Raw genomic sequence first — 26,521 nt, 5'->3', positions numbered from 1 at the left:
TCCTAATTTCACATGTCTATTCGTATTGGTTTTCTTTTTTCAAATGTATAATAGGAAGAGAAACCAGCTTCTTTTGCTAAATTAAGTGCTTCTGTGAAGCCTGCGCCAACATCTTCTTTTTTATGGGAATCAGAGCCAATCGTTAGTATTTCGCCTCCTAATTCTTTATATAACTTTAAAACTTCTAGAAATGGCAATGATTCATTTAATTTTGTTCTCCAACCAGAAGTATTAATTTCTAATCCAATTCCTCTTTTTATAGCCATTTTTAATATGGAACTAATAATTTCTTGATAGTCTGCAAAGGTATATATTCCTCTTGTAGCATGCGCATATCGTTTCATTAAGTCAAAATGTGCAAGCACATCGATATCTGCATATGTAACTAATTCATACATCTCTTTAAAATAGGCGAGATAAATATCCTCGTTTGGGTGTGCGTTCATATATTTACGAAGTGTTAGACCAGCAAGATTATGAACAGAGCCGAGTACATAATCAAAAGGAATTGTTGATAAAACAGCTTTATATTGTTCGCGCATTAAATGTGGTTCGCATAATTCAATTCCTATCTTTATTAGAAGTTGATCTTCATAAATAACTTGGCATTTCTGGATATCTGCTAGGTAGTTTGGCCAATTCATATGTCCATAGGTAGGAGCATTTGGATTGACCGAAAAGTGTTCCGTAAAACAAATTTCTTGCACTCCTTTAGTTATTGCCTCTTTGCAAATTTCCATCAGTATTGCTTTCGAATCAAAAGAATGATTGGAATGGTGATGGTAATCAATATAATACATAAGAATCTCCTTTTTATAGACCATTTTATCCCAACTCTTAACGGACAGTAAGACTTAACCATAAGCTTATGAGAATACTAGGAAGATAGGTGGGAGACCAGCTGTCCGTAAAGGTCCGATTGTCTCAACTAACCATCAGTGGGGGAGGAAGGAAATACCCCACTGGTGGAAGTTTCCCTGTATTTGACCAGTAGATAATATTTTCTCTATAGTCTATTTTATCATAATGTTTTTTTAAAACATGAATTGCCAAGGAAGTAACTTTCCTTTATGATGAAAAAAAGATTTCAGAAAATTGTTGTTTTAAACTTACTAAACAGGTAGGAATAATATATAATGAATAATTATCATGTGTAATTAGGGGGAAGTGGAGATGACTGAGGTAAAGACAATCAAATGGAAGGACGATGATCTCATACTGTCTGTCGATTATCCAAATAAAATCTACAACGAATATAAAGTAATAATTATCTGCCATGGGTTGATTGGCAGTAGAGTTGGAGTAGACCGACTGTTTGTTAAGGCAAGTAATTTACTTACTGAAATGGGCTATTTAGTGATTCGATTTGATTATAAGGGATGTGGAGAATCTAGTGGTGAATATGGCAGGAATCGATTGTCCGATTTAATTGACCAGACAGAAGCAATGATTCAATTTGCGTATGATGAGCTCTCGATAAAAGAACTTATTTTACTAGGGCATAGTCTTGGTGGCGCAGTCGCATTATTCACTGCAATCAACAATTCGCGCGTTAGCCGTTTAATTCAGTGGGCTGCTGTTGGGAAACCAGCATTTGATATTAAACGAATATTTGGAGAGGAAAGGTTGTCCGAATTAGCAGAAAAAGAAGTAGTTGATTTTTATGGTTATTCGTTTTACCAAACATATTTTGATTCTTTATCGGATTATTTCCCGTTAGAAAGCTGTCGACAGTTTTCTGGAGATGTTCTTATAGCGCACGGAACAGCAGATAAGGATATTCCGTATCAGTATTTGAATGAATATAAACAAGAGTATTTACGAAGAGATAAAGGAACGGTTGAAACATTACTTATTGAAAATGGAGAGCATACATTTTCATCCTCAAGTCAATTTAATCAATTAATAAATGGAACGATCAAGTGGTTAGAAGGTAACTAATTAAAAAAACGCAGATGGATAGATTCAGCATCCATTTGCGTTTTTTTAAGTGAAAATAATTATTTTACTTATTTTAGTTTGTTATTGTGGAAACTTTTAAGTAAATAACTTAAAATAGAAAGAGAAGAAATGAATTTGAGGGGATAATATGGCACAAGAACAAAGATTAATAGACATTGTTCACTATTTAAATCAGCATGAAAAAATTACTGTGGAAGAAATTTGTTCCCTCTTTCACGTTTCTCGTGATACAGCTAGACGTGATTTAGTAAAGCTTGAAGAGGAACAGGCAATTATTCGAACAAGAGGTGGTGCACTATTACCTAAAGTTCATCGGAAAGTAGATAATTATCATAATCGATTGAAATCCGTTTCAGAAGAAAAGAAAGCTATTGGAAAAATAGCGGCATCCTTTGTTAGAGATAATGACCATATTATTCTAGATGCTTCTACGACCGTTCAGGCAATGGGAAATTATATTAACCAAGAATGTACGGTGATCACAAACTCCATTAATTTGGCTGATATTTTATCAGATAAACAATTGCCGAAAATTCACTTATTAGGTGGAGTAATGCAAAAAGAACATCGATATTTATATGGAAATTCTGTAATTCAGCGATTAGATAAATATTATGTAGATAAAGTGTTCATCGGTATTGTCGGTATATCCGAAAAAGGACTTACTATTGTCGACGAAGAAGATGGCGCAGTTAAAAAGAAGATGATGAAACAAGCAAAGCAAGTCATTGTAGTAGGGGATAATAGCAAGATTGGCATTACCGACTTTTATCAGTTTGCTAAGCTTTCCGATATTGATCTCTTTATCACAGATAAAGAACCTGAAGACTGGTTTATAGAATTACTAAACGAAAATGGTGTTGAATTATTGGTGGCAAACAGAAGGGATGGAGAAGCATGATTTCATGTATCGTAACAGATTTAGATGGAACACTTTTAAATCATGAAAGCAAAATTAGTCCTCAAAATGTGGAAAGTTTGAAAATGGCACAAGAAAAAGGCGTAGAAGTGATTGTAGCAACAGGGAGAAACTATCCAGATGTTATCGAAATTTTTAAAGATACCGGTTTAAAAACATGGATAATTGCGGCTAATGGGGCAACGATTCATGACCCTGAAGGCAACCGTTTTGATCATGTACCCATGGATAAACAGAAAGCGATGAAATTATTGCAATGGTTGGAAGAAAGAGATTATTATTATGAGGTTTTTAGTAATGATTATCTATATTCGCCACAACGAGGGAGACAATTAATTGAAATAGAGCTTGATCGACTTTGTACAGCTAATCCAGAAATTAGTCGAGCAGAACTAGAGAAACATGCAATTACCCAATTTTCACAAACCGGTTTTTCGTATATTAATAGTTATAAGGAAATAGAAATGCCTACTATTGATGTATACAATATTTTAGCCTTTTCCTTTGATAAACAAAAATTGGATGCAGGTTGGGAAACATTCAAAGATGATCCATCGATTACACTCGTGACATCTGGTACGTATAATTTTGAATTTGAGCATAAGGATGCATCAAAAGGGAATGCATTAGTAAAACTAGCAAAACATTTAGGTGTTCAATTAAAAGATATATTAGCAATGGGTGATAGTATGAATGATTTATCAATGTTAGAAAAAGTCGGCTATCCAGTTGCTATGGGGAACGCAAGAGAAGATGTAAAAAATGCTTCAATTGAAATTGCTGAAACGAATGATGAGCATGGCGTAGCTAATACGGTTAAGCGACTTGTTTTATCTTCAATTGCTATATAATTTATAAAAAAGATTTTTAGAAACTTAAATGGAATTTTCATGCGTTGCTTGGAGTGGAAAGCAACATCTCTATTCAAAGGGACTAATAAATATACTATATCCAAACTTCTATTTCTAAAATTCAGGGGTTTGTCTACAGTCTGAAAGAAGAAGGCGAATCCTTCTTCTTTTTTTATACCATTTAAAAACATATTCCCGAAAGAAATGATAATTATCGACTAGTAATCGTTTTTTCTAGAACTATTGCGCCTATTAGTAGGGGTTTAGCACTATTTTTTTTAGCGATTTTGAGATATAATAAGTAGGTAGTAAAAAATATAGTATCTACTACTAATAGTAGATGATATAATTTAAAATGATGATTTTATTGTGGCTTATTAAAATCTTACATATAGTGAAAGATCACATAAATAAACATGAAGTTATTTTGCACATAAAGGAGAAAGAAAAAATGTATGCATTTACGAGTCGATTTGCAAATGTTGTTTTAAAAATTTTTGGGAGAACAAAAGTAATTAATAAAAATAAATTACCGAAGGATACTGGTTATGTCGTAGCTTGTTCCCATATAGGATGGGTCGATGTTGTGGCACTCGGTACTTCTTTGTTACCAAATGAAATTCATTTCATGGCAAAAAAAGAGTTATTTGCTAAACCTCAATCAGCTAAATTTTTTTATAGCATAAATGCCTTTCCAGTTGATAGAGAGAATCCTGGTCCCAGCAGTATTAAAACGCCAGTTAAACTACTAAAGGAAAAGAAGATTATCGGGATTTTTCCTAGTGGCACTAGGACTTCAGAGGATGTCCCTTTAAAAAAGGGTGCTGCTACAATCGCTAATTTGGCAAGGGTACCAATTGTTCCAGCTGCATATAGTGGTCCAACTGATTTAAAAGGACTGTTAAGGGGAAAAAAAATACATGTTATATTTGGTGATCCAATTTCCTTAAAAAATGAGGATGGAACAAAGAAAGATCCAGCTGATATTACTAAAGAATTAAGTGATGTAATGGCCCAATTACAAAATGAATTAGATAAAAGAGGCGGTCAGAAATGATGAATCTACAGAAAGTAAAGGATATACTAAGTCGTTATCCTCTGCCTCTAGTAGATGAAATATTAGAGTTAAAAGAAGGACAAATGGCTGTTGGGGTTAAGCAAATCAATAAGGAAGACACATTTGCAACAGGGCAAAACCCAAATAATCCAATTATGCCAGGCGTCCTTATTATTGAAGCGATTGCGCAAGTTACGGCAGTAGCTATTCATAGTGAAGAAAAACATAGTAATAAATTTGCTCTTCTAGCAGGGATAAATCATTCTAGAATACGAAAAGCGGTTTTTCCGGGTGATGAGCTGTGCATGGAAGTCATGGTAGAAAAGGTGAAAAATAGCTTTGCGAAGGCAAAAGGAAAAGCGACCGTAGCTGGCGAACTGATTTGCGAGGCGGAGTTTCTTTTTGCATTTCAGTAATATAAAAAGCCACTTTACTAAAAGATTATAATTAAAGTGGCTTTTTATATTGGCTGTCATCTTATCTTCATCAGTAAATTTTACGCATTCAAATAATTTACAAAACTTCAAATCATTCATTAAAATAATTACATTTCCCTATCAAATATTTCATAGATTACAAGACTATTCTTTAGTAGATTGGCATATATCTGTAATGAGAAAGGGGATGTACTTATTATGCAAACCTCCAAAACACGTACATTAATTCAATATTTGAATACAACAATATTAGGAATTATCCTAATGTTTATCCTTATTGCAGGAATCACGACCTCTATTTTTTCCTTCAAATTGACTTCAGATAATGTTGCCAGTATTTTAAAATCGGTAAATTCAACAGAAATTTACACGGAAATATTTCATAGTGAAAATCATCTATTTCCAAAATCAGATGGGAAAGGACTTTCTCTTGGAAATATCTTGTTCCAAATAGCAACTAATATTCGTTTAGATGATACGCGTACACTTTTAGGTAGAGAATTACCTGCTTTGACTTCTTTTCATACAGAAATTGTTGTCGCAGAAGAAGGGACAAGCCTTGCTAATCTACCATTTGAGTCTACTCCTTCAGAAGAACTTATGAAAAATCCGAAAGAAGTGGATGAAGAAAAAGTAGAGAAGGAAGAAAAACCATCAGAGAATAAAGCACCAGTTGCTACTCCTAAAAATAAAACGGTGTTAGTCTACAATACTCATAATTTAGAAGCCTATCTACCACTTTTAAAGAATGCGAATGAAAATGAAGCAGTAAGTTCGGATGAACGAGCAAATGTGGTTGGATTGAGTAATAAACTAAGTAATCTATTGCAAGACGAAGGAATTGGAGTTCAATTAGATAAAACAAATATTAACCAAAAACTTCTTGATAGAGGTTGGAACTTTTTTTCATCTTATGCGGTTTCAAAAGAGGTAGTGGAGACAGCAGTTAGCGAAAATAAACATTTAAACTATTTAATTGATATACACCGAGATTCTGCAAGAAAGAAAACTACTACAGCAACAATTGATGGAAACAGCTATGCAAAATTGCTTTTTATTATTGGTGATGCGAACAAAGGTTATGAAAAAAATCAGGAATTTGCGAAAAAGCTTCATGCAGAATTGGATAAGAAGTATCCTGGTATTTCTAGAGGCGTATTCTTAAAAGGAAAAGAAGAAGGGAATGGGGTATATAATCAGGACTTCTCTGATCGTGCTATTCTTCTAGAAGTCGGTGGAATAGACAATACACAAGCAGAATTGAATCGCAGTATTGAAGCATTTTCCGAGATTTTCAGCAAAGTATACTGGGAAGAAAATGACGCAACACAGCAATAATGTAAAAAAAGATGAACCTTCATTTTATAAGTAGTTCAGTTTTTGTGGAGAAACATCGTAAATAGCACATAGATTATCATACCTTTTAGCACAGTAAATAGCAGAACTATTTTCCTTGATATATCAACGTTTTTATAAGAAATTAACAACAAACTATCATAACAAATAGCACCCAAAATCAATGCCTATTGTCATTGTGCGAATTAGTGTGCTAATTTACTTGTAAAATACTATGTGATTATCAGTCTGTTGCGAGAAAAATCAAGGATTTATAACAGTATGTGGTAAAATACACTTAAAGATTATGAAAATTTAGTTCTTCAACGAGGCAGGTTTGTTGAACAAGGGAGCATAGCCGTTATAGGACTTTATTTTTTCCTATTGAAGGTAAATTCTTTTGCGATGCAGAAATTTGTAAGATAAAAACAAACATAAATTTTGAAGTATGTTGAAATAGGAAGAAAGAGAGACATCGTGAATCTCTCTTTCTCATTTTTTCTATTTGAAGACCAATATTAGGAGGAATAACTAATTATTCTGAATACACAATCGCATCAAATCCGGCATTCCTTGCTTTAGTTGCTAAAGATTCTGCATTTTCTTTTGATGTGAAAGCTCCAATTTGGACTTTGTATAAACCATCTCTAAGTAAAACTATAGCATCGAATCCTTTTGACCTTGCATCTGCAGCAAGTTTGTCCGCATTAGACTTGATACGAAATGCACCTATTTGAACTTTATACAGAATAGTTGGTTTTCTCGTTAAATTAAATGCCCTAGCTAGTCCATTAGCGTGTCCTGTGGCAATAGTCGCTAAGAAACTTGTGGATTTTAATTTTTTAGCGTCATTAGGGTTATCTATAAACCCATTTTCCGTTAACATAGCTGGCATTCTTGATTCCCGTAATACATGGAAGTTAGCTGTTTTTTTACCACGATCAACAAAATCTACTGCCTTAATAATTTCATCATGAATGATATCCCGATATGTGGTTGTAGGGGCTCCAACACCAGGATAAATATAGCTTTCGAAGCCTGTCCCCCCACCAGCATTAATATGGATGGAAAGGTAGTAGTCTGCTCCCCAATTGTTTGCGGCATTTGTTCTTTCACTTAAGCTTACAGTTTGATCGCCTGTTCTACTCATTAGGATTGTTACACCTTCGTATTCATTCAATAAGATATCTCTTAGAGTTATAGCTATCTGTAAAGTAAGATTCTTTTCTTGCAGTCCATTTCCTACAGCTCCAGGGTCTGAACCGCCATGTCCAGGATCAATAAAAAGTTTAACCATCTTAATTCATCACCTCCATTAATAATATATTAAAAAGGTGCTAATATGCTTGGGCTAATAAATCAAAGATAAAATTATGCTCAAAAACTATTATCATTACAATCGTTACAATTATGTTTTTTACAAGGTCTTGTACCCATTATTAAGCCTCCTTTTAATTGAAGTCATAATAGTAAATCCAGGAATTAGACAACCTGTAACGGCTACAGTATATTCTGGCTGAAAAAATGCTGATAGTTGGGGGCTAATAAAAAAATGTGAAATACTGCACTTAAAGTAACGGGGGCTTTAATTGAATAAGAACAACACATTCTATAAAAAAGGGGTTGGGACAAAACTAGATAGCCAATCTGTAAAGACGAACAATCTCTAATTTATCTCTTAAATAAAGGTTCCTTTTATACAATGGTTATTTATGTTTTTAAATATAGTCAAGTGTAAAAACTAATTCGTTCCATTGCGCTACAGAAACACGATTCGCCGGGGAGCAACCTAAGCCTCCTCGGCTAAAGCCTGTGGGGTCTAAAGATTGCTCTACTTCCCGCAGGAGTCGAGTGTCTTCCGCTCCATTCCACTCTGTTTTTAAAGGCAATTCCCTAAAAAATATTGTTTTTTTTAGAAAAAATGAATTAGTAGGAAATATGGAGCAGCCTGAATACACGTAGACTCCTATGGGAGCTGCGAGAAAGTCCGAGACCCTGCAGGCCAGAGGCCGAAGCGGCTCGGCGCTCGCCCCATGGAAAGCGAAGTGTATTCAGGCTGCGGATATTAACACTAACTGTACTGAAACAGCCTTTTATAAAACTAATAAAACCCGAACAATCATTTAGGATTATTTGATAGTTGTTCGGGTTTGTCTATGACTGGAATACTTATGTCCCAGCCTCTTTTTTTTGTTGCGTTAATTGTATTGTTAATTCGCTTGCTATTTACGTTGCGAAAACGTATGTTTTTGGGGCTGTGATTTTAAGTTTTCTCCACGTTATCTGAACTACTTATTCATTTTAGGTTCATCTTTTTTTACATTCAAGAAAATATAAGGTTTCTTAAGTCAATTTGGTATTTAGTTTAAGCTCCAATCGGTTTGTAAAGTTCCGACTATTCCTTTTCGTAAGTAAAATCGACTCAACGACCGTTTACCGAGTTTCTTTTTCTCAGGAAATGTCACTCCGCCTAATGTACCTAAATGGGTGCACTTCGCTTTTCTTATTAGTCAAGCCTATTTTTGTTCTTTTTCCTGTAAATATTGTTTATATCTTCTTAGCGCTGCTTCACTTGTTAAATGAAACTGCTGCATTACGTTCTCATCGCACACACCGTTTGCTAGTTCCTCTAAAATGGCTGTATTTCGGAAATTAACAGCTGAAATTTTTCGCAATCCAGCTCTTCTTACTTCATCTTTAATCATTTCTTGAATTGCACGGACAGACAATACTTTTGGCTTTTGTCGATCATAATCATATTGAAAGGAATAAGAAATATTGTTGAAAGCGACAAAAACGGGATCGTTGGAATAATACTTTGGCCGAAACGATTCTGGAATTGAGAAATAGTAATCTCGTAATTTTGCCATAATGTTGTGAGGAAGGGAAAGGATTAATTGAGTAGTGTCTCTACTAAGCGTAAGCTCACCTTGTGCAAGGTTTAAATCCTTCATCTTGATACTATGTAGTTCAAAAGGTGTAAGACCAAAAGTTCGTAACAATGCTACAATTGTCCAATTTCTTGTCAACAGATAATTTCGAGCTGATTTTTTTGTAACTTCTGCATCTTTTGTTAATAGCATTTGCGCTAGTAGGCTATATTCATTTTGGGTTATAAAATCTTTGTCCGTTAGAGTACGTAATGGGGCAGCTTCAGCTAGTTTGTGAATTTCATGAGCGCAGATACATTGGTGATAAATCATTAATCGACTAAGAACAGATGCTAGCCTACGTATAGTAGCTTGCGACAATTGCTTTTCCTTTAAATAATGAAAGTAGGCGCGAATATCATCAGCTCGTAATGCTTTTATTGTTTCAAATTTAGTGTTTTCTTTGTAGATATCGAGCCAGCTGAAAAATTTCTTTAAGTCAGATTCGTACTGTTTTAATGTAAGTTTGCTTCGTCCAGATTGGTTTAAATTCTCCATATAATCAAGTGCATAATCAGGCAAGGTAATCATCATATATGTTCCATCCTTCTTATGAATTTTTTTCAAACAATCCGAAATGCAATAACCTCTCTTCTTATTTTAACATAGGTTAAAGAAGGAGAGAGAAAGGGGATTTTTAAATTGATCAGAATTAAAGTTGGTGAATCTATATACCATTATAATACTGAATTGGAGCATTATTTTTCAAAGATAAAGAATCATATCATTGGAAATAACTTAACCTTTTCTACACCTTATGGAACTAAAAAGCTGCTATATGCTGACTGGACAGCAAGTGGCAGATTATATAAAACGATTGAAGAAAAGATTACACATAAATTAGGTCCCTATGTTGCTAATACGCATACAGAATCAAATATTACAGGTACGTATATGACAAAAGCGTATAAGGAAGCAAAACGAATCATTAAAAAACACGTTCATGCAGGTGAGAATGATATTATATTGTTTGATGGTTTTGGCATGACAGCAGTAGTCAACAAATTACAAAGAATTATAGGATTAAAAAATTCATGTGCTAAAAAGGAAAAAATAGCTGTGGTCTTTGTCACACATATGGAACATCATTCAAATTACTTATCTTGGCTCGAGACAAATGCTGATGTCATCATGGTTAAACCGAACAAAAAGGGCGATGTAGATATAGACCATTTAGAATCATTGCTAGTGGAATATAAAGACATCCCATTAAAAATCGGGGCATTTACTGCCTGTTCCAATGTGACTGGAAGAAAAACAAATTATCACGTGCTTGCGAAAATCATGCATAAGCATAAAGGCTATTGCTTTGTCGATTTTGCAGCATCTGCCCCTTATGTATCGATTAATATGCATCCGGCTAATAAAGAGGAAAGATTGGACGCTATTTATTTCTCTCCCCATAAATTTTTAGGTGGTCCTGGCACTAGCGGCGTATTAGTGATGGCAAAGGAACTTATTTATTCAAGCATACCAGATCATCCAGGCGGAGGAACAGTAGATTTCACAAATGAATGGGGAGATATTTTATACAAAAAGGATGACGAAGAAAGAGAGGATGGGGGAACACCTGGGTTTCTACAGGCAATTAAATCTGCACTCTGTATTCAACTAAAAGAAGAAATGGGAGTAGAAAGAATAGAACAAAGGGAGAAGGAATTAGTACATCTAGCAATAACAGAACTAAAAAAATTGAATAAAGTTCGAATTTTAGAAGAGGAAAATGAAGATAGGTTAGGGATTATTTCGATTATTTGCGAAGATATTCATTATGATTTAGTCGTGAAGTTACTTAATGATCGCTTTGGCATTCAAGTAAGAGGTGGGTGTTCATGTGCGGGGCCTTATGGACATTATTTACTACCGATTACGCATAAACAATCCAAAGAATTAAGTAAGGAAATACAAGATGGGGATTTTTCGCACAAGCCAGGCTGGGTTCGAATTTCCCTACATCCTACGATGAGTAACGAGGATGTGTATTATATTGTAGCTGCGATTAAAAAGATTATAATCTATCAGGAAGAATGGAAGAGAGATTATGTTACGAAGCCGTCAAGTTGTGAGTATCAATCAGTCAAAAGAAACGAGATGGATTTGAAGGATTTGTTTACCGTGTGACTTTTTAGAAGCTTATCGCTAAACAAGAAAGTTTTTCAAGCTGACTATATTATATATTTGAAAAAATACATCTAAAAATAATAACTATGGCGAGCAAATTTTTACTGATTAAAGGATGAATCATATTAATTAGAGGCAAAACGGGAACCCAAACAATTTAAGAAAGTGTTTGGGTAATTTCTTTTGAAAAAAAAGAAAAATTCTGTATTTAATAAAAATACATATTTGAAGAACGATTTATGCTATAATAAATTTAATTTGATAAAAAGCAAACCACAAGGGGAGCGTAATGCTGAGAGTGATCCATTGATCTGACCCTTCGAACCTGTTAGTTAATGCTAACGTAGGAATGTGGGAAGAATGTATATAGTAGAAACTATATGATTCATTTCGCGCGTAAGTTCTCCTTTTGGTCTGCACAAAAAAGGAGATTTTTTTATGAAAAATATGAAATTAGTTGTCATGATAGAAGTGGCGATCATGGCTGCAATTGCACTTATTCTCGATTTATTGCCATCTATTCCTGTATTTAATACTTCAATTTCTTTTGCAATGGTACCTATTTTTATCGTTGCATTCCGTTGGGGCTTTAAAGATCGGATATAATGAGGAAGTATAATTATTTGATTAATATGGAGAGAGCCATCTGTCAATGTCTGGTGGTTCTTTTTTTGTCGAAATCTGTGTTAATATGAAACTAGCTCTGTTTTCATTACGTCTATTATTCTAGTAATTGAAACAACAAAAGGACTACTTCAAGGAGGTACAAATGACACAAATAAATTATTCCTTTCAAAAAAAAACGCCAAATAAAAAACTCTTTATTGGTTTTATTCTAGCTGTATTATTAGTTGTAATCTCTACTATCCTGTTAATTTTTTACCCATTCGGTAATAAAGATAAGATAAATTACTTTCAAGGAGAAAACCCTATCTTCTTAAATGGGGAACAGATCGGCAATGCAATCTTTGATAAGGATACGGTATATTTACCTTTAAAAATATGGCAAGAAAAAATAGATGACAGCATTACGTATGATGAAAATAGTAATTCCGTTATTGTGACGACAAAAGATAAAGTGATTCAATTTCCATCCGATTCCGTTTCCTATTATGTAAATGATAAAAATACGGAGCTTTCTTTTCATCCATTAAGAGATGAGGATGGAACGATTTATGTTGCACTTGATCCATTAGCAAGTTTTTATCCAATCGAATACACCATTTTAGATGATAAGCATGTTGTTCTTTTAGAAGAAAATGGCCAAGAAAGAGCGGATGGGATATTTACATCTAAAAAGGTGAGAAAAGATTTCACAAGATTGCGTTCAGAAGCAACATTATACTCTCCTTATACAGATGACTTAGCTCCTGGTGAGCATATAACAATTGAAAAAGAAGAAGAAGACTTTTATTTTGTTAGAAAAGAGAATGGAATCGCTGGATTTGTGAAAAAGAAATATGTTGAAAAAGGTAAATCGGCGGTTGTTCAAGTAGAATTAGAACAGAAGGAACCAAAACTGAATAAAATCAACGGTCCTATCCAATTAACTTGGGAAGCCGTATACTCTAGAAATCCAGATACTTCAAGCATTCCAAAAATGAACGGTGTAAATGTTGTTTCTCCCACTTGGTTTAAGCTGTCGGGAGATGACGGCAATGTTAGTAATCTAGGATCAAAAGCATACGTAGATTGGGCGCATAAACAAGGCTATCAAGTATGGGGATTGTTTTCTAATAATTTTGATCCTGATAATACACATGAAGTATTGAAGGATTATCAGAAAAGGCAAGCAATAATTAGACAACTTTTAGTCTATAGTGAAATGTATAATTTAGATGGGATTAACATTGATATTGAAAATGTTCGCGAAGAAGATGGTAAATATGTCACTCAGTTTGTGAGAGAAGCAACGCCATATTTACATGAGGCGGGAATTACAGTGTCCATGGACATTACGTTTATCGCTGGCGGAAATTATTCTGCATTTTTACAGCGTGACCACCTAGCTGAAATCGTCGATTATTTAGTTGTAATGGCATATGATGAGCACTGGGCGACAAGTCCAATTGCTGGGAGTGTAGCGAGTTTCCCTTGGGTAGAGGCTAATTTAGAAACCTTACTCGATATTGTTCCAAATGATAAGCTCGTTTTAGGTGTACCTTTATATGCTCGTTTATGGGAAGAGAAGGAAAGCGGAGAAATATCTTCTAAGGCACTTTCAATGGCAAAGGTCGAGGAATGGTTAGAAAAGTATAAAGTGACACCAACGTACGATGAAGTTAGCGGTCAAAACTATGGGGAATATTTTGACGAGAAAACAAAATCTACCTATAAAATTTGGCTGGAAGATGAACTATCTTTAGCAAAAAGAGCCGTATTAGTAGAAAAATATGAGTTAGCTGGACTTGCAAGTTGGTCCCGCACTTTTGCAAACGAAACAGCATGGAATGCACTATCCTTAGAAACAAAGAAACAGTAACGAAGAAACCACTTTCTTTTGAGGAAAGTGGTTTTTGCATTTTATACACTATATTTGGAAATAAATGCTTGTTGTGAGGTTCATTTTAATTATAATATGGATTTAACCGTTAAGTAATGATGAAGTTAACAAGAAGGAGCATATTTATGAATAAATCCAAGGATAATTTAACTAGTAACTTATTAGAAAACTTGTCTTTTATATTTGATCAAAATCAGGATAGAGAAAAGGCCATACCGATGGAAAAATATATGAAGAATCATTTCAAGTTTTTAGGTATTAAAACACCGGAACGAAGAGCGCTGATGAAACAGTTTTTTTCAGAAACAGACCTTTTAAAGTTAGACTTTCAGCAAAATTTTGTGCAAAGTTTGTGGGAGAAAAAGGAGCGTGAATACCAATATGCAGCGTTAGATTATATAAACAAATCACTGAAAAAAATAAGTAAGCAGGACCTCCCCTTATTTGAAAAGTTGATTATGACGAAATCTTGGTGGGATACAGTTGATAGCATTGCTCCTCATGCTGTTGGTCATATTGCAAAGATCGCTCCAGAAGTGAAGGATGAAGTAATAGAGACTTGGGCTTATGGAGATCATTTATGGCTGCGAAGAGCTTCTATACTATTTCAGCTTAAATATAAAGAAGATACAGAAGAAAGTCGCCTGTACCGATATATCTTGCATAATGCATCAAGTAAGGAATTCTTTATTCAAAAAGCGATTGGCTGGAGTTTAAGGGAATACTCAAAAACCAATCCAGAATCAGTTAGACAGTTTATTCACGAACATAGTTTATCTAAGTTAAGTATACGTGAAGGCAGTAAATATATTTAATTAAATGCAACTTTCTTTAGAAAACTAGAAAAATTTGCTATTGTTAAAGTGGCATGTAGGAATGCTTTCTGTAGTTTTTTCTTCCCTGATTTGGGGAAACGTATAAAAAATGATAGAAAAAGGAGCGGTTAAAATGGCTATTAATAATCCAAGTCGTGAAGAAATTGGTGAAATTTTAAAAAAAGCAAAGAGAATTGCGGTTGTTGGTTTAAGTGATAATCCTTCTAGGACCTCTTATATGGTTTCAGAAGCAATGAAAAATGCTGGATATGAAATTACTCCTGTTAATCCAACTGTAGACGAGGTACTTGGAGTTAAAGCGGTTAAGCAGTTAACAGATATTGAAGGACATGTCGATATTGTCAATGTATTTAGAAGATCTGAATATTTGCCAGAGGTTGCAGCTGAGTTCGAAAAAATAGATGCAGATGTATTTTGGGCACAATTGGGACTAGTACATGAAGAAACGTTTGATGATTTAAAAGAAAAAGGGTATACGGTAATCATGGATCGTTGCATTAAAGTCGAACATGCGATGACAAAATAATAAAAAAAGGCAGAGTGATTTGAACTGACCTAGCGAAATGAGACATATATAAAACACCTAACCATTATTAAATTTAACACTTTTCGACTAATTTGATATTGGTTCTTTACTGGAAATAATTCAGGCACTTTGTCACTTTACTTGGAGCCTCTGCGGGCATAGATTCTTTAGCCAGGAAGCCAGCTATCTTCAATAGAATCTGTAGGCTATCATGCCCGCCACTCCAAATAAAGTGCACGTCTTTTTTACATGATAAGTGAACCCTAATCCCCATTAAGCTGCATTTAACCCAAATTCTTTTGGAGTTAAGTAGCCTAATTTTGCTTGAATTCTATCTTCATTATAATGATGAATATATCCTTCTACTCTAGAAATAACCTCTAAATTCGATAACGTATTAAACTTACAATACTGAAATTCCTCGGCTTTTAGATTTGAATGAAAAGATTCAATCACCGCATTATCCCAACAGTTTCCTCTTCTGGACATACTACTTATCATATGAATTTCTTTCACATAATTTTGAAAGATATATGAAGTATACACACTTCCTTGATCAGAATGAATTATAACTCCTTCTGGCTGATGCCGCTTATCTAGAGCTTCCTCCAAAGTATCAATTACTAAAGGTGTTTGTTGATGGTTATAAACCTTATAAGCTATGATTTCATTATTGTACAAATCCATAATTGTAGACAGATATAGAGTCTCGCTACCATATTGAATATACGTAATATCCGTTACCTACTTCTCATTTGGTTTACATGCGCTAAAATCTCGATTAATAATATTAGGTGCGATTACTTCACTCTCTCCTTGTGATTTCCATCTACGTTTCGGCTTCACCCTACACTGCAAATGATACTTCTGCATAATCTTTTGAACTGTATTCCTATTGAGATGAATATGATGATCTCGCTTTAAAATAGCTCTAATTTTACGGTGACCATTTCTATATTTTGTAGCCTTACAGATTTCAATAATCAGCTCTTCATGCTCATTTTTATGTTCCCCAAAACCTTTTGTCCAACGGTAATAACTAGAACGAGGAACCTCCAATACTTTTAAAATGGAGGTAACACTATATTTTTCTCGAAATTGTTCAACCAATTGTACTACTATCCTTTTATCGACACCTTTCTCATCGCCAAATACTTTTTTAAGATTTCATTCTCCATCTTTAGGTGAGTAAGTTGATTATTAATTCGCTCATCCTTGCTTAAAGATTCCGGACCATGTCCGAATGTGTATTGTTTACCGATTGGTTGGTCAAACCGATAAATCTCCCCATTTTCATACCATCTCATCCATGTTTCAACTTGAGATTTATTCTTAATTCCATACTTACCCATAATTTCTCTTGTTGTTAATTTCCCTTCAAGCTTGTCCCTTACTACCGCCCATTTGATTTCACTTGTATAAATATTTTTGCCCATGCAAAAACACCTCCGATTAATATTCCATACTTATTTCAAGTATGGCCATTATGGAGGTGTTTTATATTGTCTCACTAATTTAGGTTAGTCCAAATTAAGAAAAAATCATTCTGCCTTTTTTTATTATTTTATAAAGGAATAGTGAATAAAATTGGTTAATTTGAACGGATAAAACGCTGTCATGCGCTAAAAATGCACATTGTTTTTCGAAACTTATTCGTTTTTCCAAAGAATCTGTGTTAACATAATATAGATAAAAAGAGGGAATCCTCTTTAAAAAAGTTCTTTTGCTTTTGCGATGATTGGTATAATATTGGTTTTGCCGGGAAAAAATCGAAAGATAAAATTTGAAAAAAAACGTGGAAAATGTAATTATGTGCTACAATACGATATGAGAACGAATGTTCTATTTCGGGAATTGGTATCAACAACTGTTTATAATAATTCAATATAATTGAAAGAAAAAAGAAGGTTGAAAGAAAAGCCTTCTTTTAAGCTCGTCTAACAAGAAAAGAAGTTATCCGATAAATTTTTTTGATTTTAGAGGATAATTAGTTTTTTAGACGAATACATAAACAATTGTTCGACATGATACATAGAAAGATAATATGTCGGATTTGTAGAAGTGAAAGGGGTATGTCAGTGGCAAAGAATCAGCAAGCATTCGAATATAATGATGATGCCATTCAAGTGTTAGAAGGTTTAGAAGCTGTAAGAAAACGTCCTGGTATGTATATCGGGAGTACAGATTCTAGAGGTTTGCATCATCTTGTATATGAAATTGTAGATAACGCAGTCGATGAAGCACTGGCTGGATTTGGAGATACGATTATTGTAAAAATTCATCGTGACAATTCCATAAGTGTTAAAGATAGAGGACGTGGAATGCCGACTGGAATGCATAAGATTGGAAAGCCAACTCCTGAAGTTATCTTTACCATTCTTCATGCTGGAGGAAAATTTGGACAAGGTGGCTACAAAACAAGTGGTGGTCTACATGGCGTAGGGGCTTCGGTAGTTAACGCATTATCAGAATGGGTTGTTGTAAAGATAAAGCGTGATGGCTTTATTTATGAACAACGTTTTGAAAATGGCGGCAAACCTGTCACAACATTAGAAAAAGTCGGAAAAACAAATCAAACTGGAACAACGATTCACTTTAAGCCAGATCCAGCGATTTTTTCAACGACTACTTATAACTATGAAACGCTTTGTGAGCGATTAAGAGAATCTGCCTTTTTATTAAAAGGATTAAGAATTGAAATTATTGATGAAAGAAACAATGAGCAAAGTGTCTTTCATTATGAAAATGGAATCGAAGCATTTGTTGAATACTTAAACGAAGAGAAAGATACACTTCATCCAGTAGTTAGCCTTGAGGGTGAAAGTAATGGAATTGAAGTAGAATATGCTTTTCAATTCAACGATGGCTATTCAGAAAATGTTTTGTCATTTGTTAATAATGTCCGCACGAAAGACGGCGGTACACATGAGGCTGGTGCCAAAACAGCAATGACTCGGATGTTTAATGAATATGCACGTAAAGTTAGTCTTCTCAAAGAAAAGGATAAAAACTTAGATGGTTCTGATATTCGTGAGGGTCTATCTGCAATAGTTTCCGTGCGAGTACCAGAAGACTTACTACAATTCGAGGGACAAACAAAAGGAAAATTAGGGACTAGTGAAGCAAGATCTGCTGTAGATGCCGTTGTATCGGAACACTTAGCCTATTTCTTTGAAGAAAACCCTGAAGTCAGTTCGCTTTTAATTAAAAAATCGATTAAAGCAGCACAAGCAAGAGAAGCAGCTCGAAAAGCAAGAGAAGAAGCAAGAAGTGGGAAAAAGCGTAAGCGCGGCGAAGCGGTTCTTTCGGGTAAGCTCACACCTGCCCAATCGAAAAATCCACAGAAAAATGAATTATATTTAGTGGAAGGAGATTCGGCGGGTGGTTCAGCAAAACAAGGAAGAGATCGTCGCTTCCAAGCAGTACTGCCTCTTCGTGGGAAAGTAATCAATACGGAAAAAGCAAAGCTTGCAGATATCTTTAAAAATGAAGAGATTAATACAATTATTCATGCGATCGGCGCAGGCGTTGGTGCGGACTTTAATGTAGAAGACACTAACTATGACAAAGTCATTATTATGACAGATGCGGATACAGATGGGGCACATATTCAAGTACTTCTATTAACGTTTTTCTATCGTTATATGAAACCACTTGTAGAAGCTGGTAAAGTATACATCGCCCTACCACCTCTATACAAGGTAAGTAAAGGTTCTGGAAAAAAAGAAGTAATCGAATACTCATGGAGTGACGATGACTTGCAAGATGCGATTAAAAAAATCGGCAAAGGTTATATTTTGCAGCGATATAAAGGACTTGGCGAGATGAATGCCGATCAATTATGGGAAACAACCATGAATCCGGAAACTAGAACGTTAATACGTGTTAAAATAGATGATCTTGCACGAGCGGAACGTCGTGTAACAACTTTAATGGGTGATAAAGTAGAACCACGGAGAAAATGGATTGAAGCAAATGTTGCATTCGGATTAGAAGAAGAAGGTAACATTCTGGAAAACGAAAATATTATGGTCACTGAGGAGGAGAGCCCATCATGAGTTCATTAGAGCAATACCGTGATTTGCCTTTGGAGGATGTTCTCGGTGATCGTTTTGGACGGTATAGTAAATACATCATCCAAGAGCGGGCTTTACCTGATGCACGGGATGGACTAAAGCCTGTTCAGCGTCGAATTCTTTATGCTATGCATGAAGAAGGTAATACACATGAGAAAAACTTTCGAAAATCAGCAAAAACAGTCGGTAACGTTATCGGTAATTACCATCCACATGGAGATTCATCCGTTTATGAAGCTATGGTGCGTATGAGTCAAGAGTGGAAGGTTCGGAATGTTTTAATTGAAATGCACGGAAATAACGGAAGTATTGACGGAGATCCACCGGCAGCAATGCGTTATACGGAAGCAAGACTTTCGGCAATTTCTGCAGAATTACTGCGTGATATCGAAAAAAGAACCGTAGATTTCATTCCAAACTTTGATGATACATCGAATGAGCCAACTGTCTTGCCAGCAAAATTTCCAAACCTTTTAGTCAATGGCTCGACAGGTATTTCAGCAGGATATGCAACAGATATACCTCCCCATCATTTAGGTGAAGTAATTGATGGTGTAATTGAGCGAATGGATTCGCCAAATTGCACAGTAGAAGACATTATGAAGCATATCAAAGGTCCAGATTTTCCAACAGGCGGAATTATCCAAGGGGTAGAAGGCATTAAAAAAGCGTATGAGACCGGTAAAGGAAAAATCATTGTCCGTGGAAAAACCGATATTGAAACATTACGAGGCGGTAAACAGCAAATCGTGATTACGGAAGTTCCTTATGAGTTAAATAAAAGCAATCTCGTTAAAAAGATCGATGAATTGCGATTAGACCGAAAAGTCGAAGGGATTGCAGAAGTAAGAGATGAAACAGATCGAACAGGCTTACGAATTGTCATCGAGCTAAAAAAAGAAGTCGACGCAAATGGAATTTTAAATTTCTTATTTAAAAATACAGATTTACAAATTACGTACAGCTTTAATATGGTTGCCATTTACAACAAGCGTCCAAAGCTTATGGGCATTATTGCATTATTAGATGCGTATATAGAGCATCAAAAAGAAACAATTAAGCGTCGTACAGAATTTGATCTGCAAAAAGCAAAGGATCGTCAACATATTGTAGATGGATTAATAAAAGCATTGTCAATTCTAGATGAAGTCATTGCAACTATCCGTGCATCAAAGGATAAACGAGATGCGAAAAATAACTTGATTGCCGCCTTTCAATTTACTGAGCCACAAGCAGAAGCAATCGTGTCACTACAATTATATCGTTTAACAAATACAGATATAACAGCATTACAAGCAGAAGCAGAAGACTTAGCGAATAAAATTGACGAGTGGACTGCTATATTAGCAAGTGAAAAGAAATTGCTTTCCGTTATCAAAAAAGAACTAAAAGACGTGAAAAAGCGCTTTGTAAGCGAAAGACGTACATTAATCCAAGATGAAATTGAAGAAATCAAAATCAATCTGGAAGTATTAGTAGCAAGTGAAGACGTTATTGTAACGGTTACAAAAGATGGCTATATTAAACGTACGAGTCAACGTTCTTATGCAGCAAGCAATGGTCAAGATTTTGGCATGAAGGATACAGATAGAATTCTTGCTAAAATCGATGTAAATACAACTGAAGTTGTGTTATTGTTCACAGACAAAGGCAACTATTTATATTTACCAGTTCATGAATTGCCTGATATTCGTTGGAAAGATTTAGGTCAACATATTTCAAATATTATTCCGATTGATCGAGATGAATCGATTATTAAGGCAATGCCAATTAAGGACTTTGAAAGACCTCAATACCTGCTTTTCTTTACGAAAAATGGTATGGCAAAGAAAACAGAATTGATTAACTATAAAGCACAGCGTTACTCAAAACCATTAGTAGCTATTAATCTTAAAGGTGACGATGAAGTAGTTGATGTCCATCTTACAAATGGTAAACAAGAAGTGTTAATTGCCACACATATTGGTTATGCACTACGATTCCATGAAGAAGAAATTAATATCGTTGGTGCTAGAGCAGCTGGTGTCAAAGGCATTAATCTAAAAGATAATGATTATGTCATAGCTGGTAAGGTTATTACGAATCCTCAAAAAGAAAGTGTCGTTATCATGACACAGCGTGGTTCGATAAAGAAAATGAAGCTAACTGAATTTGAGTTCTCTGGAAGAGCAAAACGAGGTTTAATCATGCTTCGTGAATTAAAAGCGAACCCGCATCGAGTTGTTGGTATGGCTATACTTGAAGCACAAGATACTGTTTATCTTCAAACAGAAAAAGGAGAAATAGAATCTGTTAAAGTTGGCGAGCTCCGCTTTAATGATCGTTATTCAAATGGTTCCTTTGTTATTGATGAAACAGAAGCAGGCAAAATTGTAGAATTGTGGGAAGAAAAAATTACTCACGATGAAGCGTAAATAAAATAGTTTGAGGGGTTCCCAATTTGCAAAATGTCTTTGCAGGTTGGGAATCTTTTTTTTGAGAGTATTTGGTTTTGATTGTAGAGAAAGCAGCAATTTTAGAGCGGGAGGGATAATGAGGTATACAGTAGTAAATGAATGAAAACCACTTTTGCCAAGAACGATAAGAAAAATGGCGTTCATCAGACGAATGAAAACCACTTTTGCCAAGAACGATAAGAAAAATGGCGTTCATCAGACGAATGAAAACCACTTTTGCCAAGAACGATAAGAAAAATGGCGTTCATCAGACGAATGAAAACCACTTTTGCCAAGAACGATAAGAAAAATGGCGTTCATCAGACGAATGAAAACCACTTTTGCCAAGAAAGATAAGAAAAATGGCGTTCATCAGGCGAATGAAAACCACTTTTGCCAAGAACGATAAGAAAAATGGCGTTCATCAGACGAATGAAAACCACTTTTGCCAAGAACGATAAGAAAAATGGCGTTCATCAGACGAATGAAAACCACTTTTGCCAAGAAAGATAGGAAAATAGCATTCATCAGGCGAATGAAAACCACTTTTATTAAAAATATCAGGAAAAAGGGAGTTCATCCCTCCTCCATCCAATGTCACTATACCTTATGTAATATTTAAATAACAAATATCCCGTTATTTTATAAATTTTCTTTTCCTTACTTACATGATTTTACCAAAAAAGGACATCCTAAAAAGTATTAAGATGTAGGGAGGTTTTAGCATGAGAAGAGAATTGCTTGTTGCTTTATGTGCTTTCTTTTTAATGACTTTAACTGCTATTACTGGTGTATATGCAATGGAGAAGGATGAGAAAACAAACAAATTAATCTTTGAAGAAAAAACGGATATAACAAATGACGACCAAGAAGAAATGATTCAATTAAAAGGAGATGGATCGGATCAGCCTGAAAATAGCAATTTCTTTAAGGAATTGTTACTAAAGGTCACGAAGGAAAAAGATAAGCCAGCGATATTAACTGTAGAAGGTGGATTTGATCCTAAATTACATATCATCGATATCAATGACGATCACCAGAAAGAATTATTGCTGACTGTTTCTGCGAATGAGAGAGGAACAGAAAAAAACTTTTATTTCTTTCAGCTACAGGAAAATAATTTAGTAGAATTGCAAAAGCCAGAGTTGGCTTCAGTTGAAAGTCAGTTTAAAGATGCATATAAAGCAGAATTAAAAATAAATAAAGAAAAGACATATATCTTTGACTTATATGATCGCAGAAATCACTATGAAAAGCTTGGACTTTACCATAAAGGAAGATTAAATGAACCAACTGAATTAATTCTTTCCCCCTTTTCTGAGCTAAAGGTAACGAGATATAATAATCAAACTGCAATTAAAGGGAAACAGAGAATAAGTGGGTTAGCAACGGTTGATACGATTGGTTATTTAGAAACTTGGTGGACTTGGAATAAAGAGGATTGGGTTTTACAAAAAGTCAAAGTGAAGGAAATTAGTTATAAAGGAAACTAATGTTAACAAAAATAAAATAGATCCTTCATTTTATTGGAAAATAAGTAGTATAATGAAAGTACTTATTTTTAGAAAGGATCGAAATTATGTCATTACTTTTCTTATGTTTAACCGCTATACTTGGAGGATGGGTGTTTCAAGTATGTCAACTTCCGCTTTCTTGGCTGCTTGGCCCCATGTTCGGTACAATTCTTTATGTCCGCCTTGCAAAACATTCTCCGAAACTACCTTTCTCTTTTCGAGATATAGGACTTCTTGTCATTGGATATATCATCGGAAAACAATTCACAAAACAAACACTAATAGAAATGGGAATTCACCTACCTTCTATGCTTTTAATGACTGTTGTCATGATTGCCTTTAGTTTAATTCTTGCCTTTATTACCTCTAAATTAACGCATAGTAATTTAAAATCGACGGTTGCTGGTTGTATTCCAGGTGGACTTTCCCAAATGGTTGCCATTAGTTCCGAAATTAAAGGAATCGATCTTACCGTAGTAACGATTATTCAAATCAGTAGAATTTTATCTGTTATGATTCTCGTGCCACTACTTGTATATAGTCCAATATTGTATGGAAACCAAGCGATTGCTACGGTAACAGCTGCTGTAGAAAGCGCAAGTTATCATTGGGTGATTTTTCTGCTCCTTTTCTTTTGCTATCTCATCGCAAATTTAGTGAAAAAATGCAAATTCCCTGCACCTTTTATGATTGGGCCGATGCTTCTTATTGCAACTATATCGATTGTCGGAGTTGATTTGCCAGCGATTCCAACTTCATTAACGAGTTTAGCGCAAATATTAGTAGGTATTGATCTTGGATTGCAAATTAAATTTGGTAATATCGAAAATAAAGCAAAATTTTTAAGCGTAGTAGCGGTAACGTCCTCATTACTTGTTCTTTTTTCTCTCATTCTTGGTTATATCCTTGTAAGTGTAGACCGTGATATCTCCTTATTGACTGCTTTTATTGGTCTCGCACCAGGTGGAATGGCAGAAATGGCGGTGTTAGGACAATCTGTTCACGCTAACCTACCGATTATTACGACCTATCAGTTATTTCGATTATTATTTATCTTGTTTTGTGTGCCAATCATTATGAAATGGGGATTTCAACGTGTAGAACAAAGATTAGAAGAGCGAAAAAGTTAATCGTGTTTATATTGTTTCAAACTTAGAAGTAGTAGCCCCAATAGTTACAAAATGGTCAGCTATTTTAATAGATTGGAAGGTTTTAAACTATAGGTTCAACGCTATTGGATTTTATAGAAAAAACGGGATTTGAAACAACTAGTATTAGATTTTTTAAGAGTTTTATGTCATATAGTGTCAATTATTTGATTACATGAATTCTAGTGTATATAAATGAATATTGGGGTTACAACTTGAAATACTTATTTTTTATTAAGGGTGAGTTCGGTAATGAAATTAAATAATCCTATACGCGCGATATTTTTTGACCTAGGTTGGACAATTTTTCGACCTTTTACAGGTAATTGGAAAATTACTACAAAAGCTCTGGAGTATATTAATTTGGAAAACCTACATTCTATCTCCAAGGAAAGGCTTCATATAACATTTTTGAAAGCAAATGAATATTTGAAAATGGAAATTTACAAGACTGAATTGGAGGAACTTGAAAGGTATATGAATTATTATAAGACAATTGCTGACGAGCTACCTGAGATTAAATTAACATTACAACAAGCTGAAATCATTGCCTATGATAGAGTATATAACGATTCCAATTATATATTTTATGAGGATGCAAAAAAAACAATGGAAGCATTAAAAGAGAAGTATAAAATTGGGATTATATCTGACACCGATCCATCCATTATAAGAGTCCTCAAAAACGCAGGATTTTATGATTATTTTGATGATATGACGTTTAATTTTGAGCTTGGCGTGAATAAACCTAACCCAGTTATATTTGAACAAGCACTTAAAGGAATGAATGTACCAGCAAAAGAAACCGTATTTATTGATGATTATGAAATAAATTTAGATAGTGCTACTAACATTGGGATTCAGTCAATATTAATCCTTTCAAGACCGAATGCTCAAAAAAGCTCAAGATATTTAACTATTAATAAGTTATCCGATTTATTGTTTATTTTATGAAAAATGTAACAATTGGTAGTTCACTCATCTTCGCTAATTTAAATAAATAAGCTGTGAATAATCTTTAAACATACATTAAAGTTACATTCAAAAAAAGGCGAATCTACCTAAATGGTATAAAATAGGATAGAAACATATAAACGAATTTTCTTTTAGAAGAGATTAGAAGAGGTGAATGAGTGGCATATCATGGTTCCTCCGTATATGACAATGAGCAATTTTTTGAAAATTATCGAGCAAGAAGAAATCGAGATACAAGTCCTAATAATAGTATAGAAAGGCCGATCTTATTTGAATTATTAGGAGAAGTTAAAGGCAAATCGATTCTCGATTTAGGATGTGGAGATGCTAAATTCGGGATAGAATTATTAGAAAAGGGTGCAGAAAAGTATACAGGTGTAGAAGGTTCAAAGAGAATGTTTGATGAAGCTTCCAGTCATCTAAATGGAACAAACGGTTACGTTAACCACTCCACATTAGAAGAATGGAATTTTACGAACTCCAAGACTGATTTGGTTGTTTCAAGGTTAGTATTTCACTATATAAAAGATTTATATAAGATATTTCAAGCTGTCTATAATAATTTAAACGATAATGGGAAATTTGTTTTTAGTGTACAACACCCGCTACTGCTGTCTTCTATAGAGAGTGCAACCTCTTCAGAAAAAAGAACAAATTGGATTGTAGATAATTATTTCTCAATGGGAGAAAGAACGGAGCCTTGGATAGGTAAGGATGTAGTAAAATATCATCGAACAATAGAGGAATATGTTCGAATGTTGAAACAAGCAGGCTTTAAAGTAACAGATTTACGGGAAGGAATGCCTAAACAAGAGCACTTTCAGCACGAAAAAGAGTTCGAAAGACGGAAAAGGATTCCGCTTTTCTTGATTTTATCCTGTGAAAAATAAAGAGAA

At 34.5% G+C, this 26,521-nt stretch carries 22 protein-coding genes, 1 pseudogene and 1 riboswitch; of the genes and pseudogenes, 17 read left to right on the top strand and 6 right to left on the bottom strand.

The features are described 5' to 3' along the window. Window positions 1-8 precede the first annotated feature (8 nt). Window positions 9-800, bottom strand: a complete 792-nt coding sequence (locus tag NKG37_RS20665) for a histidinol-phosphatase HisJ family protein (RefSeq protein WP_254415276.1) — start codon at window positions 798-800, stop codon at window positions 9-11. A 373-nt stretch (window positions 801-1,173) separates the two neighbouring features. On the opposite strand from NKG37_RS20665, the gene NKG37_RS20660 reads away from it, so the two are divergent. The 6 genes from NKG37_RS20660 to spoIIP all read left to right on the top strand — a co-directional run bounded on the left by NKG37_RS20660 (window position 1,174) and on the right by spoIIP (window position 6,564). Continuing rightward, a complete protein-coding gene (locus NKG37_RS20660; RefSeq protein ID WP_254415275.1) occupies window positions 1,174-1,941 on the top strand; it encodes an alpha/beta hydrolase family protein in 768 nt (255 codons plus the stop codon). 148 nt (window positions 1,942-2,089) lie between these two features. Continuing rightward, a complete protein-coding gene (locus tag NKG37_RS20655) occupies window positions 2,090-2,863 on the top strand; it encodes a DeoR/GlpR family DNA-binding transcription regulator (protein WP_016205400.1) in 774 nt (257 codons plus the stop codon). Continuing rightward, complete coding sequence (locus NKG37_RS20650) at window positions 2,860-3,732, top strand: Cof-type HAD-IIB family hydrolase (RefSeq protein ID WP_016205401.1); 873 nt, start codon at window positions 2,860-2,862, stop codon at window positions 3,730-3,732. Before NKG37_RS20655 ends, NKG37_RS20650 begins: the two co-directional genes overlap by 4 nt. 451 nt (window positions 3,733-4,183) lie before the next feature. Beyond that, window positions 4,184-4,789, top strand: a complete 606-nt coding sequence (locus NKG37_RS20645; RefSeq protein ID WP_101731111.1) for a lysophospholipid acyltransferase family protein — start codon at window positions 4,184-4,186, stop codon at window positions 4,787-4,789. Then, entirely contained in the window at window positions 4,786-5,205 is a 420-nt protein-coding gene (gene fabZ, locus NKG37_RS20640; RefSeq protein WP_040344370.1) for a 3-hydroxyacyl-ACP dehydratase FabZ, read from the top strand. The genes NKG37_RS20645 and fabZ overlap by 4 nt, the downstream gene beginning before the upstream one ends. Window positions 5,206-5,424: 219 nt before the next feature. Then, a complete protein-coding gene (spoIIP, locus tag NKG37_RS20635; RefSeq protein ID WP_224428332.1) occupies window positions 5,425-6,564 on the top strand; it encodes a stage II sporulation protein P in 1,140 nt (379 codons plus the stop codon). A gap of 532 nt (window positions 6,565-7,096) precedes the next feature. Here spoIIP and NKG37_RS20630 read toward each other — a convergent pair. Both NKG37_RS20630 and NKG37_RS20625 read right to left on the bottom strand, forming a co-directional pair. Continuing rightward, window positions 7,097-7,858 carry an N-acetylmuramoyl-L-alanine amidase gene (locus tag NKG37_RS20630; RefSeq protein WP_160549543.1) on the bottom strand — a complete coding sequence of 254 codons (762 nt, stop codon included), beginning with the start codon at window positions 7,856-7,858 and terminating at the stop codon, window positions 7,097-7,099. Between the two features lie 1,219 nt (window positions 7,859-9,077). Beyond that, a complete protein-coding gene (locus tag NKG37_RS20625) occupies window positions 9,078-10,058 on the bottom strand; it encodes a tyrosine-type recombinase/integrase (protein WP_254415274.1) in 981 nt (326 codons plus the stop codon). 75 nt (window positions 10,059-10,133) lie between these two features. Between NKG37_RS20625 and NKG37_RS20620 the strand changes: the two genes are divergently transcribed. From NKG37_RS20620 to NKG37_RS20600, 5 genes and pseudogenes are all read left to right on the top strand, one after another. Further along, complete coding sequence (locus NKG37_RS20620) at window positions 10,134-11,612, top strand: aminotransferase class V-fold PLP-dependent enzyme (RefSeq protein ID WP_169188650.1); 1,479 nt, start codon at window positions 10,134-10,136, stop codon at window positions 11,610-11,612. Between the two features lie 268 nt (window positions 11,613-11,880). Then, window positions 11,881-11,979: riboswitch (TPP riboswitch) on the top strand. A 71-nt stretch (window positions 11,980-12,050) separates the two neighbouring features. Then, window positions 12,051-12,206 (top strand): annotated as a pseudogene (locus NKG37_RS20615) (energy-coupled thiamine transporter ThiT); the annotation flags it as partial. A gap of 175 nt (window positions 12,207-12,381) precedes the next feature. After that, on the top strand, window positions 12,382-14,094 hold the full coding sequence (locus tag NKG37_RS20610) for a glycosyl hydrolase family 18 protein (RefSeq protein ID WP_254415273.1): 1,713 nt from the start codon (window positions 12,382-12,384) through the stop codon (window positions 14,092-14,094). Between the two features lie 146 nt (window positions 14,095-14,240). Then, window positions 14,241-14,930, top strand: coding sequence for a DNA alkylation repair protein (locus tag NKG37_RS20605; protein WP_016203660.1), 690 nt, complete (start codon window positions 14,241-14,243; stop codon window positions 14,928-14,930). A 133-nt stretch (window positions 14,931-15,063) separates the two neighbouring features. Then, window positions 15,064-15,477 carry a CoA-binding protein gene (locus NKG37_RS20600; protein ID WP_254415272.1) on the top strand — a complete coding sequence of 138 codons (414 nt, stop codon included), beginning with the start codon at window positions 15,064-15,066 and terminating at the stop codon, window positions 15,475-15,477. 273 nt (window positions 15,478-15,750) lie between these two features. Here NKG37_RS20600 and NKG37_RS20595 read toward each other — a convergent pair whose 3' ends face one another. The 3 genes from NKG37_RS20595 to NKG37_RS20585 are packed head-to-tail and all read right to left on the bottom strand — an operon-like array spanning window position 15,751 to window position 16,913. Further along, window positions 15,751-16,164: a DDE-type integrase/transposase/recombinase gene (locus NKG37_RS20595; RefSeq protein WP_254415271.1), complete on the bottom strand. Its 414-nt coding sequence runs from the start codon at window positions 16,162-16,164 to the stop codon at window positions 15,751-15,753. A gap of 57 nt (window positions 16,165-16,221) precedes the next feature. Beyond that, a complete protein-coding gene (locus NKG37_RS20590; RefSeq protein WP_254415270.1) occupies window positions 16,222-16,587 on the bottom strand; it encodes an IS3 family transposase in 366 nt (121 codons plus the stop codon). Window positions 16,588-16,595: 8 nt separating this feature from the next. Then, window positions 16,596-16,913, bottom strand: coding sequence for a helix-turn-helix domain-containing protein (locus NKG37_RS20585; protein ID WP_101729091.1), 318 nt, complete (start codon window positions 16,911-16,913; stop codon window positions 16,596-16,598). 642 nt (window positions 16,914-17,555) lie between these two features. Here NKG37_RS20585 and parE point away from each other — a divergent pair. The 6 genes from parE to NKG37_RS20555 all read left to right on the top strand — a co-directional run bounded on the left by parE (window position 17,556) and on the right by NKG37_RS20555 (window position 26,515). Continuing rightward, complete coding sequence (parE, locus tag NKG37_RS20580) at window positions 17,556-19,535, top strand: DNA topoisomerase IV subunit B (protein ID WP_016203662.1); 1,980 nt, start codon at window positions 17,556-17,558, stop codon at window positions 19,533-19,535. Beyond that, a complete protein-coding gene (gene parC / locus NKG37_RS20575; protein ID WP_016203663.1) occupies window positions 19,532-21,967 on the top strand; it encodes a DNA topoisomerase IV subunit A in 2,436 nt (811 codons plus the stop codon). The genes parE and parC overlap by 4 nt, the downstream gene beginning before the upstream one ends. Before the next feature lie 746 nt (window positions 21,968-22,713). Beyond that, the gene (locus tag NKG37_RS20570; RefSeq protein ID WP_016203664.1) at window positions 22,714-23,481 is read left to right on the top strand and encodes a hypothetical protein; all 768 of its coding nucleotides are present in this window, start codon (window positions 22,714-22,716) and stop codon (window positions 23,479-23,481) included. A gap of 131 nt (window positions 23,482-23,612) precedes the next feature. Then, the gene (locus NKG37_RS20565; RefSeq protein WP_169188646.1) at window positions 23,613-24,632 is read left to right on the top strand and encodes an AbrB family transcriptional regulator; all 1,020 of its coding nucleotides are present in this window, start codon (window positions 23,613-23,615) and stop codon (window positions 24,630-24,632) included. Between the two features lie 270 nt (window positions 24,633-24,902). Beyond that, window positions 24,903-25,604, top strand: a complete 702-nt coding sequence (locus NKG37_RS20560) for an HAD family hydrolase (protein ID WP_212119068.1) — start codon at window positions 24,903-24,905, stop codon at window positions 25,602-25,604. Window positions 25,605-25,783: 179 nt separating this feature from the next. After that, a complete protein-coding gene (locus NKG37_RS20555) occupies window positions 25,784-26,515 on the top strand; it encodes a class I SAM-dependent DNA methyltransferase (RefSeq protein WP_016203667.1) in 732 nt (243 codons plus the stop codon). Window positions 26,516-26,521 lie beyond the last annotated feature (6 nt).

Origin of the sequence: Niallia sp. RD1 (assembly GCF_024219955.1) — a bacterium.
GTDB lineage: Bacteria > Bacillota > Bacilli > Bacillales > Cytobacillaceae > Niallia > Niallia alba.
This window is presented reverse-complemented; position numbering and strand designations above follow the sequence as displayed.